Genomic DNA, 12,857 nt, shown 5'->3' on the forward strand with positions numbered 1-12,857 from the left:
AATGCCGCAAACAAGCAAAAACCCGGATTCCTCCGGGTTTTTGCTTGTTCATGTCAGCTATTCTTGAAAACTGAGCCTAGTTGCGCCGTTTGAGCCTGTCGAGCCTCTCCTGCATGAGAAAACGCCCGGTAATGGAATTGGGATCGGCCACGATGGCCTCCGGCGTACCGGCAGAAACAATCTGCCCGCCGTTTTCACCACCGCCCGGCCCCATGTCCAGCACATGGTCAGAAGCCAGAATCATGTCGGTATTGTGTTCAATGACCACTACGCTGGCACCCCGGTCTACCAGGGCGTGCAACACTTTGATGAGCTTGCCCACCTCGTGCATGTGCAGGCCCGTGGTGGGCTCGTCGAGAATGTACATGGTCCCCGGCAGCGAGCGCTTGCCCAGCTCACGCGAAATCTTGATGCGCTGCGCCTCGCCGCCAGAAAGCGTGGTGGCGGGCTGACCCAGCCGCAGGTATTCGAGCCCCACTTCTTCCAGCACGGCAAGGCGGCGCTCGAGCGAGGGGTAACTTTCAAACAGCTGGCGGGCCTGATGCACGGTGAGATCGAGCACTTCGGCGATGTTCAGCCCCTTGTAACGCACCTCGAGAGTTTCGTGGTTGTAGCGCTTGCCCTTGCACACATCGCAGGTAACGTACACATCGGGCAAAAAGTGCATTTCAACCCTGATCTGCCCGTCGCCTCCGCAGGCCTCGCAGCGGCCCCCGCGCACGTTAAAGCTGAACCGACCCGGCTTGTAGCCGCGTTTGCGGGCATCCTGGGTCATGGCAAAGATATTGCGTATTTCATCAAAAATCTTGGTGTAGGTGGCTGGGTTGGAACGCGGCGTACGGCCAATGGGCGTCTGGTCGATGGCCACGATGCGTTCCACCGGCGCGGAGCCCTCTTCATATTCCAGCCCCGCGATGGTGCCGGGCTGGTCCACGCGCAGACCAAGATTCAGGGCCACATGCTTATAGAGGGTATCCACCACCAGTGAGCTTTTGCCTGAGCCGGAAACACCGGTCACGCAGGTCAGCACACCCAGCGGGATACGGCAGTCGATGTTGCGCAGGTTGTTGGTGGTTATGCCGTGCATGACCAGCGCCCCCTGCCCTTCGCGCCGCTCGTCGGGCAGGGCGATGACGTCGTCGCCGCGCAGATAGCGGGCCGTGAGAGTGTCGGCTTTGCCCAGCAGGTCGTCCACCCTGCCCTGAAACATGATTTCGCCGCCCTGCGAGCCAGAACCGGGGCCAAGCTCAATGACCGTATCGGCCGCGCAGATGGTGGCCTCGTCGTGTTCCACCACAAGCACGGTATTGCCGCGCGCCTGCAATGAACGCAGGGTTCCCAGCAGACGCTCGTTGTCGCGGGGGTGCAGACCGATAGAAGGCTCATCGAGCACATAGGTAACGCCCACAAGGCCAGAGCCCAGCTGTGAGGCCAGGCGGATGCGCTGGGCCTCGCCGCCCGAAAGCGTGGACATGGAACGCCCCAGCGAGAGGTATTCAAGCCCCACACTGCGCATGAATGAAAGGCGGTGGGTCAGCTCTTTCATGAGCGGCTCGGCAATAATCACATGCCGCCCCGTAAATTCCCGCTGCCCCAGCCATTCCAGCGCGCGCTCCACAGAAAGGTTGCAGAACTGCGCGATATTCAGGTCATCCACACGCACAGAAAGCGCATTGGTGTTGAGCCGTGCGCCGTGACAGTCTGGGCAATCCATGGTCTGCCGAAAACGTGCCAACGCCTCGCGCCACGCATCGCCGTACTGCATGCCGCTTTCGAGCAGGGGAATAACGCCGGGCCAGCGTTTTTCGCTCACGCCCACCTGCCCCTGCGCACGCAGGGCATCAGAAAAATGCTCGCTCTGGTAATCGCCGCCAGCCCCAAGAGCCACGCTGCCGCCCATCCAGTTGCGGCGCAGGCCAAGCGAACCGCGCGCGGGGCGGCCCTGCTCGTCCTCGCCATAAAACAGGGCGGAAAGCGCGTCTTCGCTAAACTGCTCAAGCGGCGTGGAAAGCTGAAATTCGAAGCGCTTGCCCAGGGCCTTGAGGGCGTCCTCGTAGCGGTTGAACATTTTGTCCGTGGCCCAGGGCAGCAATGCGCCCGTATTCAGCGAAAGCCCCATGTTGGGGGCGATGAGTCGCGGCTCAAAATAGTCTACCCCGCCAAGGCCCACGCAACGCGGGCAGGCCCCCTGCGGCCCGTTAAACGAAAAAAGCTGCGGGCTGGGGGCGGGCAGAGAAATACGGCAGTGCGCGCACACCGAGGTGGTGGAATGCACGGTGTCGGCCTCCTGCCCTGCGGTGGCCTTGTCCGGCTCGTGCAGCACAAGGCGGCCCTCACCATAGCGCAGTGCCAGCTCTACGGAATCGGCCAGGCGGCCCCGAATGCCCTCCTTGTTCACCAGGCGGTCAACCACCAGATCAATGGAGTGCTTCTTGTTCTTGTCGAGCGCGGGCACGTCGTCCAGCGTATAAAATTCGCCGTTCACGCGCACACGTGCAAAGCCCTCGGCCTTGAGCTTCTTGAACTTGTCCTGATGCGTCCCTTTTTGCAACTCAACCAGCGGGGCCATGACCATAAACTTGGTGCCCTGCGGCAGGGCCATGATGTCGGCAATTATTTCGTCGGCTGCGCGGGCCTCGATGGGCCGCCCGCACTGCGGGCAGTACATGCGGCCAAGACGTGCGAAAAAAACGCGCAAAAAGTCATAAATTTCCGTTACGGTTCCCACCGTGGAGCGCGGATTGCGCGAAACGCTCTGCTGTTCAAGCGATATGGCGGGCGAAAGGCCCTCGATCTTTTCCACATCTGGCTTGTCCATCTGGGGCAGAAACTGGCGGGCGTAGGCAGAAAGCGATTCCACATAGCGGCGTTGCCCTTCGGCATACACGATGTCAAAGGCGAGGGTTGATTTGCCTGAGCCCGAAGGCCCGCAGATCACCACCAGCTCGTCGCGGGGAATGTCCAGACTGATGTTTTTGAGATTGTGCTGGCGGGCCTTTTCAATGTGGATGCAGTGCTTGCTTGTGTTCATGAAAGCATATGTAAGCGGCCCAGGGGGCATTGGCAAGGGCTGCCACCGCGTATTTTTGCAGGTGCCGCAGTGGCAGTACGCCATGGAGCTGTTTGGCTTTTGACTCTCGCAGTCTGCTGCGCACTGGCTGTCAGTCTTTGCATGGACAAGCTTTGCCGAAAGCGGTATAAATTTTTTTACAGCACGTCTGTTCTCTGCAACCCTTTGTCTTGCGGGAGGATGTATGCCGCGTCATATACACTACCTATTGTTTGCCCTGTTGCTTGCCACACTCTCCTGCCCTGCCAGGGCCGCTGAAAGCGAAGTGACCGCTCGCAACATTTTTGCTCTGCTGCCCGAAAGTATTTTTGAAAACACGCCAGAAGGCTTGAGCCCCCCGGAAAAGCAGAAACTGCTCTCCGCCGGCCATTCGGAATTCTGGGAAGTGGCTGGCGAAACCGAAGACGTGATGGTTTTTGCCTCGCTGCCTTTCAGGGATACCGCCGTGGCACTGCGCCTGTTCCGCCACAGCACCGATGGCTCAGTGCTGGCGGCCTTTGGCACCCTGGGTGGTTCTGTCTGCACTCTTGAGTTGTGGCGGGTTGACGCCACAGGCCGCACGGTGCCAGTCGATACGCCGCAAGAGCCTGACATCAGTACTTTTTTTGCCCCTGGACGCAAAATGCCGCCCGATGTGAAAGCCACGGTGATGATCTGCCTGGGCCTTGGAGGGCTGAAGGCCCAACCGCTCTTCTGGACAAGCACGGGCATGGCCCATGTGCCGGTAGACAACGATGTGAGCTTTCAGTGGAACGGCAAGAATTTTGAAAAGCTGGTGCAGCCGCATACCGACTAGCCGCGCCGTGTAAAAATCAAGGGTTGGGTTCCCGAGAGGGGAAAAGCCCGTTGCAGCCGAAGTGTATCCAGCTGCAACGGGCTTTGTTTTGTGCAAAAAACCGTGTGGGGGCAAGCACGTTGGTATCTTCTCCGCTGACTCTGCCAGAAAGCAAAGGACAGTTTATCCCCTCTTGCCCGCAAGGCTGAACAGCAACAAAGCCCCCATGATGACCGCCCCGCCCATAAAGGTCGAGGCTTCGGGCAGCCCGCCTCTCACTGCAAAATCGAGCAGCATGGCCAAAAAGGGTGTCAGAAACATGTAGTTGGTCACAAGGCTGGTGCGCGGAGTTATGGCAAGGGCTCGTGCCCAGAACAGATAGGCCGCGGCACTGGGGAAAATACCGAGAAACAGCACCAGCCACAGGGCATGTGCGGGCGCAGCCCGCAGCTCTGCCATGGTTTGCGGCAGGCAATAAAGCAAGAACAGCGTACCGGCAAAAAAACTCCACGCCGCAATCTGCAACGAGCCGTAGTGCCGCAAAAGCGTGCGCTGCACAATGTTGTACAGGCTCAGCAAAACCGCAGCCACCAGTACCCAGCCCATGCCCGGCGCCAGCATAAAGCCGCGCCCGCCGCTATTCATCAGCACCACGCCGCCAAAGGCCAGCGCCAGCGCCATCCAGCGCAGCACAGGCAACCGCTCATCAAAAAACATGCGGGCCAGAGCTGCCGTCAAAATGGGCACGGTTGAAATAACAATGCAGTTGGTGGTGGGGTTGAGGCTGATGGAGCCTTCGTTGAATGCCAGCAGGTAAAGCGTAAAACCGCTGAGGCCAGATGCCGCGATCAGGGGCAGATGCCGCACGGCAGGCAGAAAAAAACCGCACCGTCCCTTGCCCATGACCGGCAGAATGACAAGAAATGCAAGTGATGCCACGGCGCAACGTACAAGGCCCAGCGGGCCGGGAGTAAAAAACTCGAGCGCTACCTTGGTGTACACATAGGCTGTGGACCACAATACCACTGTTGCAAAGGCATAGGCCTGACAGACCAGGGCTGGGTTGTTCATTACTATTCGCCGGCGGAATAGTTACACAGTGCAAAAGCCAGAAGTATCGCCCGCATACGCCGCGCGGGCGGCCCGGGCTTTTGTGGCCGGATATCGGCCAATTCGGGCTATCGCTACTTTTCCAACCACTCCCCAAGGCGGGTCTCAAGGGTTGCCGCGTCGTAACGGGGAGCGGCGTACATGCCTGCTGCCTCGCGCTGACGTGCTGCTTCTGCCAGAATAATGGCCGAAGCGACAGACACGTTGAAGCTCTGGATCATGCCGTACATGGGAATGTACAGCTCGCCATCGGCGGCAGCCAGAAGTTCCGGCTCCACGCCGCTGTGCTCGTTGCCCATGATAACAGCCGTGGGACGCGTAAAGTCCCAGTCACGCATGGGGCGCGCCTTTTCGGTAAAAGAGGTGGCAAGCACCTGCATGCCCTGACCGCGCAGCTCTGCCATCATGTCGTCGCAGGTCTTGTGGCGCTCGGTTTCTACCCATTTGCGGGCCGAAGCAGATGTTTTGCGCCCCAGCGCGGGAAATGCCGTGTTGGTATAATACAGGTGCACACGGCTCACGCCAAAAGCATCGCACGACCGGTAGATGGCCGAAACATTGTGCGGGTCGTGAATATTGGCAAGCACCAGCGTAAGGTCGGGCTGGCGGTGGCTCAGCACTTCAAGAAAACGGGCCTTGCGGCGGGCAGTGGGTTCTTTCGGCATGGAAAATACCTTAACTTTGTAGTTGATTGCTGCCCTTGTGTGGCAGAAAATGGCCTTTCAGGCAAGTGCGGCCCCCTACGGGGCATGGACTGCCCGCGCGCCTTGGGCTATGCTTGGGGCGTCGCTTCTGGCCGGTTTTTCTTACCGGCCTGCAATCCCTTCACTTTTTTTCAGGAGCAACATGACTCTATTCCGTTTTGTCACCATCATACTGAGCGCCCTTCTGCTCGCCCCCGGTATGGCCCTTGCCGCTGCCGACCATCTTTCCGTTCCCGGCACGCTCTCCGCCTGGTGGATCATCCCCTTCGGGGGCATGCTGCTTTCCATCGCCATAATGCCACTCACGGCCCACGTTTTCTGGGAACACCACCGGGGCAAGATATCCATTTTCTGGGCGCTGGCCTTTCTGGTTCCCTGTCTGGCCATCTACGGCCCGGGCGTGACCTTTTATGAATTCTGCCACAGCATCCTGCTGGATTACATACCGTTTCTTGTACTGCTGTTTTCGCTGTACACAGTGGCCGGGGGCGTGCGCCTCAAGGGTTCGCTGGTGGGTACGCCGCCGGTAAACCTGGGCATTCTGGCGCTGGGCACTGTGCTCGCAAGCTGGATGGGCACAACAGGTGCCGCCATGCTGCTGGTGCGCCCCATGCTGCGTGCCAATGCGCACCGCAAATACCGTGTGCATTCTGTGGTCTTTTTCATTTTTCTGGTGGCCAACATTGGCGGTTCACTTTCTCCGCTGGGCGACCCGCCGCTGTTTCTGGGTTTTCTGAAAGGCGTGGATTTTTTCTGGACAACCTCGCACCTCTTTCTGAAAACCCTGTGTCTGTCGGTCGCCCTGCTGGCGCTGTATTTCGTTGTTGATACGGTGCTCTACAACAAGGAAGGCCGCCCCCTGCCGCCCGCCGCACCCGCCCAAGAAACCGCAGGTGCAACTGCGGGGGCAAACAGCGCGGTACAGGAAAAGCTGGGGCTCGACGGCAAGATCAACCTGCTGTTTCTGCTGGGCGTGGTGCTGTCGGTGCTGCTTTCCGGCCTGTACCCGCTGGGCACAGTGGCGAACATTGGCGGCGTGCCCATTGAGGCGCAAAACGTGCTGCGCGATACTGCCCTGCTGTTTCTTGCCTGGCTTTCACTGCGCTATACCAGCCGCAACTGCAGGGAACTCAACGGTTTTTCGTGGGGGCCCATTGAAGAAGTGGCCCAGCTGTTCTTTGGCATTTTTGTAAGCATGATTCCGGCCATGGCCATTCTCAAGGCGGGCACATCGGGTGCGCTGGCTCCTCTGGTGGAGCTGGTTTCGCGTGACGGGCAGCCGGTCAACGCCATGTACTTCTGGCTTACGGGCATTCTCTCAAGCTTTCTCGACAATGCCCCCACCTACATGGTCTTTTTCAACACTGCCGGCGGCAACGCGCAAAACCTCATGCACCAGATGCCCGAAACACTGGCGGCCATCTCTGCCGGTGCGGTTTTTATGGGTGCATGCAGCTATATTGGCAACGCGCCAAACTTTATGGTGCGCGCCATTGCAGAAGATCAGGGCGTGCGCATGCCCGGATTTTTTGGCTATATTGCATGGTCTGTGTGCATTCTTGTGCCGATGTTCGCGCTGCTTACCTGGATATTTTTTGTGTAGGCTGCACGGCAACCGGGCTGACAGACGATCGGCAACGCAAAAAGGCGGGCATAATGCCCGCCTTTTTGCGTTGATCACAGAGCACGGTTGCGGCTGAGGGTTTGCCGCAAACAGTCTGTTAAATGAATTCGTCGATACGGCCTGCGCGCACCTTGGAGAGCAGGCGTTTGGCAGCGCCCAGCTCCACGGTGGTCATTTTTTCCAGCTTTTCCGTCAGCAGCTGTTCACCCATCATACGGGTGTAGGGCGTTGCGTAGTGCAGCAAAAATTCCTGGAAAGACGCGGCAGAGTTGGGGCCGCACTGGTTTTTCATGCCGCATTCGCGCACCATGGATAAAAAGTCTTCACCACGGCGGCCCAACCGGGGGCAGGCCGCACAAAAAGACGGCAGGTGACGGGCTTCCTCAAGCAGAAAACGCACAACTTCGTCCACATGGCAGTCTTCACCAATGGGAAAGGCAACCTTTTGGTCGGCATCTTCAATCCAGTTGCCGTAGGGGTTGGCCACGCTGCCGGTGAGCAGCTGCGAACCACCGGCGCTGCATCCGTCACGCCACAGGCCCGCAGGCTCCTTGGTAGTCAGAATGATGCCAGCGTAAGGAACAGCCAGACGCGCAATGGCCACGCAACGCAGGTATTCAGAATCGCTCACGGGGTAGGGGGTCTGCATGTTGCTGCCAGGTGCGCAACGCATGCGGTGCAGGCTCAGGGTGCGGCAACCGGCGTTGTAGGCCCGCAACAGGTGCGCCTGGTGCTGCACAACCCCAAGCAGATCATACTGCCACGGCCCAAGCCCCAGCATCAGACCGCTGCCCACATCGGGCACACCAGCCTGAAAGGCCACATCGGGCGCATTGAGGCGCGCGTAATAGTCGCTCTTGGGGCCCGATACGTGGGCTGCGCGGTAGCTGGCCTCGTGGTAGGTGTCCTGATAGATGAGCATGGTGCCCACATACGAATCAAGCAGGGCGGCGTATTCGTGCGATTCGAGAGCGCCCACATTGACGTTGACACTGTGCACTTCGCCCACGCCGTCAAAAGCGGTGTACAGAATGCTGATGGCTTCGGCCAGATATTCAATATCAGCATTGGGCAGCTGCCCGCTCACAAGAAAGATGCGCTTGTGCCCCTGCCGGATGAGCTTGAGGGCGGCCTGACGCATTTCAGGCGGGGTCATGTATTTGCGTTCAATGGTCTTGTTGCTCTTGCGATTCGCACAGTACAGACATTCGCTGCCGCAGTGGTTCGAGATGTGCAGCGGGGCGGAAAGCACAATGCGGTCGCCGTAGACCTTCTGCTTTACTTCGTCGGCCACAGCCATGATGCGCCCAATGCCCACGCCATCCTGCACGCACATGAGAGCCACTGTTTCTTCCATAGAAAGCGGTTGCAGCTCGAGCGACTTGTTGAGTATATCGCGCAGCTCTGCGTTGTCGGGCGCGGCTGCTCTTTCCAATGCTGTTTCGATGGCCTTGGGATCAAACCAGCTGGGCTGTGCATGAACAGACATGGGGACCTTCCTTGCAATAATTTTCAATTATTTCAGGCGAAAATGCCAACATGGCAAAACCGCACATCATGTTATTTTGTTCACAAACTGCACGTTATTTATTTCACATTTACAAGTCAAGGTATGTACGCCTTCTTGTTTGATTAATCAATGAACTTTTTCGTTAAAACTCGACCTCCACATATTAAATAATTTTAGCATATTACTATATTTCTGATGACTGCGACCATCAAATACTTACAGAAAAAAAGTTTTTTCTGCTTTTTTTCCACACCCTAGCCCGCTTGCACCCCAATTTGCGCAGCGCTATATTGCCGCGACATATACTGCCCCGGCAGTTATGTGCTGGGGCACCAGCCACCAGCCCCAAAAAAGCCTGTACGGTACCACCATCAGAGCCTCGCCAGAGCCTAATCAAAGCCCTGCGGCGACAGACACACCTCTCGAATGCAAGGAAACACCATGCCCACACTGCGCGTTGCCAACCTCCTGCTGGCCCTTATGCTTTTTGCCTGTCTTGCGGCTTTTTTGCCCGCCACAACCACCGCCGCCACAGATACGGACGCCAGCAAGCCGCAAGCACCGCTGCGCGTGGCCTTGCTGCTTGAAACTCCCACGGGCGACAACGACTGGAACGACAGTCTTGTGGAAGGCCTGCGGCAGGCCGAGCAGAATCTGGGCGTAAAACCCACGGTGGTGGTGGCCCAGCCGGGGCATGACGAAGCAGCCCTGCAGGAAATGTTTCGCACAGCAGCGGCCAGCAACGATCTGGTACTGGTGGCTTCCAGCGGCCTGCACGAGGTGCTGCGCAATAATGCCGCCAACTACCGCCGCACCATGTTTGGCTGCATCGACGCAGGAGTGCGCGCCCCCAACATCATGTCAGTAACCTTTGCTGACGAGCAGGCGGCCTACCTTGCTGGTGCCGCTGCTGCCATGGCGGCCCGACAGACTGCCCTTCCTGGCATGCGCGGCGGCAAGGTGATCGGCTGGATCACCGGCGAGGACTGCCCCGCCATGCGCTCGCTGCTGGGTGGCTTTACCGAAGGTGTGCGGGTTATCGACCCCGAAATGCGCGTGGTGAATGTGGTAACCGGCTCGTTCGCCAATGCAGAGGCTGGCCGCACGGCCGCGCGCAACCTGCTTGATCAGGGCGCGGACGTGCTGGTGCTGGCCAGCGGCATGGGCAACGGCCCTGCCCTGCAGGAAGTAAAAGCGCGCAATGCCTACGCCGTGGGCCTCAATACGAGCAAGGATGCCCAGCTGCCCGGCCATGTGATCACCTCTATCCTCAAGCATCCAGACAAGGCAGTTTATGAGATTGTGGCTGCGGCGGCTGCGGGCAAGTTTGCGGGCAAGGAAATTCTGGTGCGCGACCTGCAAAACGGCGGCGTGGATATTACAGACATGGCTGCTTTCAAGGCTGCTGCTGGCAAAAATGCCCCTCCGGATATTGACCGCCGGCTGCGCGAGCTGCGCGGCGAAATTCTGAGCGGCGGAGTGCGCCTCAAATCACTGCGCGAACGCACACTGTGCGACTGCCTGTAATATGTGGCCACTGGAATAATCAATTTTATTGCTGATAAACGTAAAAGAATATACGGTTTCCCATCGGGTGGTTCAGGCCAGCCCGTAAAGGCGTCATCCCCCCCTGCGCCCCAGACCATGGACAAATGCATGCAACCTGCGTGACCCCCAACATACGGTCACGCGCCAACCATAAGCTTGCGAGGATTATCCATGATTATTGGCGTCACCAAGGAGATCAAGGCCGATGAATACCGCGTGGGCATCACCCCGGCGGGTGTGAAGGCTTTAACCGATCACGGGCACAAGGTTCTGGTGGAAAGTGGTGCGGGGCTTGGCAGCCGCATTGGTGATGACGAGTTCGCCAAGGCTGGCGCAAGCATGCTGCCCGTGGCGGAGGTATGGGCCAAGGCTGAAATGATCATGAAGGTCAAGGAGCCCCTGCCCAGCGAATACAAATATTTCCGCCCCGGCCTGCTGCTGTTTACCTACCTGCATCTGGCTGCCGACGAGGAACTGACCGACGCCCTGCTCAAGTCGGGCGTTGTGGGCCTTGCCTACGAAACCGTACAGCCGCAGGACCGCAGCCTGCCCCTGCTGGCCCCCATGTCTGAAGTGGCTGGCCGCATGGCCGTGCAGATGGGCTCGTATATTCTGACCAAACAGGCTGGCGGCGCTGGCATGCTGCTGGGCGGCGTGGCTGGCGTGCAGCGCGCCCGCGTTGCCATTGTGGGCGGCGGCACGGTGGGTACCGAAGCTGCCAAGATGGCCATGGGCCTTGGTGCCGAAGTGACCATCCTCGACAACAATCTGAACCGCCTGCGCTATCTTGGCGACATTTTTTCCTCGCGCGTGCAGACCCTTGCCTCCAACGAATACAACATCGCCGGGGCCGTCAAGGAATCCGATCTCGTGATCGGCTCCGTGCTCATTCCCGGCGCCATGGCCCCCAAACTGGTGACGGAAGCCATGATCAAGACCATGCGCCCCGGCAGCGTGGTAGTGGACGTGGCCATTGACCAGGGTGGTTCTTTTGAAACCACAGCGGGCAGGCCCACCACCCACCACGAACCCACCTTTGAAAAGTACGGCGTCATCCATTACTCCGTTGCCAACATTCCCGGGGCCGTGCCGGTTACCTCCACCTATGCCCTGACCAACGCCACCCTGCCCTTTGCGGTGGAGCTGGCGGACAAAGGCTGGAAAAACGCCTGCCGTGACAATATCGCTCTTGAGCGTGGTCTCAACACGGTCAACGGCCAGTGCACCTTTGCCGGTGTGGCCGAAGCCTTTGGCCTGCCCTGCGTTTCTACAGCGCAGATTCTGCGCTAGCAGCAACTGCACAATAAAAGATGGCCCGTACCTGTCTGGAAGAAATCTTCCGGCAGATACGGGCCTTTTTTTATTGGAGCAAGCCAGCTAGTCATACCGGCAAGTGCCGTCGGTATGAATGCATCGTGTTATGGGGCCTACGGCTTTTTCAAACCGCTGCCAGACTCAACGGGGGTTCCGTCTGCCCGCTGCGAAAAACGCGGCACAGACATGTGGCACGCGCCCCGGCCCGTGCGGCGGGTAAAATCCTGATGGTAATCTTCTGCCGCATAAAAAGGCCCGGCGGGCTCGATCTGGGTGACCACCTTGTAACCAAGCTCTTTAAGACGGGCCACCAGTTTTTGGGCCACAGCCTTTTGCTCGGCGTTTTCATAAAACACTGCCGAGCGATACTGCTCACCCCAGTCTGGCCCCTGCCTGTTCAACTGGGTAGGGTCGTGAATTTCAAAAAAACGCCGCAAAATCTGCTCGTACGAAACCCGGGTGGGGTCAAAACGCACCAGCACGGCCTCCGCATGGCCGGTATCACCCCGGCAGACGTCCTCGTAACTGGGATTGACCGTATGCCCGCCCGTGTAGCCCGAGACAGCCTCGCACACGCCCGCTATTTTCTGAAAAGCATCTTCCACCCCCCAAAAGCAGCCGCCCGCCACAACTGCCGTGGCAGTGCAGCCGCCCGCAGCCGAGGTTTGGGTAGCAGAGGGTGTAGTAGCGGCAGCGCCAGAACCAGCTGTACCAGAAGGAGAGACGGCAGAGGCCTTGTTTGCCAGCCGGGTCAGAGCGGCTTTTTCTTCATCGCTGCCCGCCGGGGCAAACTTCATGGAAAGCGAGTTGACGCAGTGGCGCGTGTTCCGCTCAGTAAAACCCTCGCCTTCAAATACATGCCCCAGATGTCCGCCGCAGTTGGCGCAGGTTATCTCTACCCTGCGACCATCGGCATCGGGCACGCGGCGCACAGCGCCTGCAACTTCCTTGTCAAAGCTGGGCCAGCCGCAGCCTGATTCAAACTTGTCATCCGAATGATAGAGCGGCATGCCGCACTGGCGGCATATATAGGTTCCTGCCGCGTGATTGTTCAGATATTCGCCCGTGTAGGGCGCTTCTGTGGCCTTGCGCAGCAGCACATCGGCCTCAAGACCTGAGAGCGGCGGCATGGGATAGTTTTTTTGCATCACAGTCTCCTTGGCCGCTGCCAGGGCTTCGCCCGTTACCGGGGGCAAACCAAG

At 58.9% G+C, this 12,857-nt stretch carries 9 protein-coding genes; 4 read left to right on the forward strand and 5 right to left on the reverse strand.

From position 1 onward, the window contains the following. Positions 1-76: 76 nt before the first annotated feature. Complete coding sequence (gene uvrA, locus F8N36_RS11505; RefSeq protein ID WP_291332956.1) at positions 77-3,031, reverse strand: excinuclease ABC subunit UvrA; 2,955 nt, start codon at positions 3,029-3,031, stop codon at positions 77-79. Positions 3,032-3,254: 223 nt separating this feature from the next. Between uvrA and F8N36_RS11510 the strand changes: the two genes are divergently transcribed. Then, the gene (locus tag F8N36_RS11510; RefSeq protein WP_291332957.1) at positions 3,255-3,866 is read left to right on the forward strand and encodes a hypothetical protein; all 612 of its coding nucleotides are present in this window, start codon (positions 3,255-3,257) and stop codon (positions 3,864-3,866) included. Between the two features lie 162 nt (positions 3,867-4,028). Here the strand turns inward: F8N36_RS11510 and F8N36_RS11515 are convergent, their stop codons facing one another. Both F8N36_RS11515 and F8N36_RS11520 read right to left on the reverse strand, forming a co-directional pair. Beyond that, positions 4,029-4,916, reverse strand: a complete 888-nt coding sequence (locus F8N36_RS11515; protein ID WP_291332958.1) for a DMT family transporter — start codon at positions 4,914-4,916, stop codon at positions 4,029-4,031. Positions 4,917-5,029: 113 nt separating this feature from the next. After that, on the reverse strand, positions 5,030-5,620 hold the full coding sequence (locus F8N36_RS11520) for an RNA methyltransferase (RefSeq protein ID WP_291332959.1): 591 nt from the start codon (positions 5,618-5,620) through the stop codon (positions 5,030-5,032). Between the two features lie 181 nt (positions 5,621-5,801). Here F8N36_RS11520 and F8N36_RS11525 point away from each other — a divergent pair, with 181 nt between their 5' ends. Continuing rightward, positions 5,802-7,262, forward strand: coding sequence for a sodium:proton antiporter (locus tag F8N36_RS11525; protein ID WP_291332960.1), 1,461 nt, complete (start codon positions 5,802-5,804; stop codon positions 7,260-7,262). 118 nt (positions 7,263-7,380) lie between these two features. Here F8N36_RS11525 and F8N36_RS11530 read toward each other — a convergent pair whose 3' ends face one another. Next, positions 7,381-8,772 (reverse strand): radical SAM protein, encoded by a 1,392-nt coding sequence (locus F8N36_RS11530; RefSeq protein ID WP_291332961.1) that lies wholly within the window; start codon positions 8,770-8,772, stop codon positions 7,381-7,383. A gap of 462 nt (positions 8,773-9,234) precedes the next feature. On the opposite strand from F8N36_RS11530, the gene F8N36_RS11535 reads away from it, so the two are divergent. Beyond that, positions 9,235-10,320, forward strand: a complete 1,086-nt coding sequence (locus F8N36_RS11535) for a BMP family ABC transporter substrate-binding protein (RefSeq protein ID WP_291332962.1) — start codon at positions 9,235-9,237, stop codon at positions 10,318-10,320. A 192-nt stretch (positions 10,321-10,512) separates the two neighbouring features. Then, a complete protein-coding gene (gene ald / locus F8N36_RS11540) occupies positions 10,513-11,631 on the forward strand; it encodes an alanine dehydrogenase (RefSeq protein WP_291332963.1) in 1,119 nt (372 codons plus the stop codon). 137 nt (positions 11,632-11,768) lie between these two features. Here ald and F8N36_RS11545 read toward each other — a convergent pair whose 3' ends face one another. Then, on the reverse strand, positions 11,769-12,803 hold the full coding sequence (locus F8N36_RS11545) for a bifunctional methionine sulfoxide reductase B/A protein (RefSeq protein ID WP_291332964.1): 1,035 nt from the start codon (positions 12,801-12,803) through the stop codon (positions 11,769-11,771). Between the last annotated feature and the right edge of the window lie 54 nt (positions 12,804-12,857).

It is taken from the genome of Desulfovibrio sp. (assembly GCF_009712225.1).
Classification (GTDB): Bacteria; Desulfobacterota; Desulfovibrionia; order Desulfovibrionales; family Desulfovibrionaceae; genus Desulfovibrio.

Coding starts and splice junctions, on each gene's coding strand:
- uvrA (WP_291332956.1), bottom strand. CDS start 3,031: ATGAACACAAGCAAGCACTGCATCCACATTGAAAAGGCCCGCCAGCAC.
- F8N36_RS11510 (WP_291332957.1), top strand. CDS start 3,255: ATGCCGCGTCATATACACTACCTATTGTTTGCCCTGTTGCTTGCCACA.
- F8N36_RS11515 (WP_291332958.1), bottom strand. CDS start 4,916: ATGAACAACCCAGCCCTGGTCTGTCAGGCCTATGCCTTTGCAACAGTG.
- F8N36_RS11520 (WP_291332959.1), bottom strand. CDS start 5,620: ATGCCGAAAGAACCCACTGCCCGCCGCAAGGCCCGTTTTCTTGAAGTG.
- F8N36_RS11525 (WP_291332960.1), top strand. CDS start 5,802: ATGACTCTATTCCGTTTTGTCACCATCATACTGAGCGCCCTTCTGCTC.
- F8N36_RS11530 (WP_291332961.1), bottom strand. CDS start 8,772: ATGTCTGTTCATGCACAGCCCAGCTGGTTTGATCCCAAGGCCATCGAA.
- F8N36_RS11535 (WP_291332962.1), top strand. CDS start 9,235: ATGCCCACACTGCGCGTTGCCAACCTCCTGCTGGCCCTTATGCTTTTT.
- ald (WP_291332963.1), top strand. CDS start 10,513: ATGATTATTGGCGTCACCAAGGAGATCAAGGCCGATGAATACCGCGTG.
- F8N36_RS11545 (WP_291332964.1), bottom strand. CDS start 12,803: ATGCAAAAAAACTATCCCATGCCGCCGCTCTCAGGTCTTGAGGCCGAT.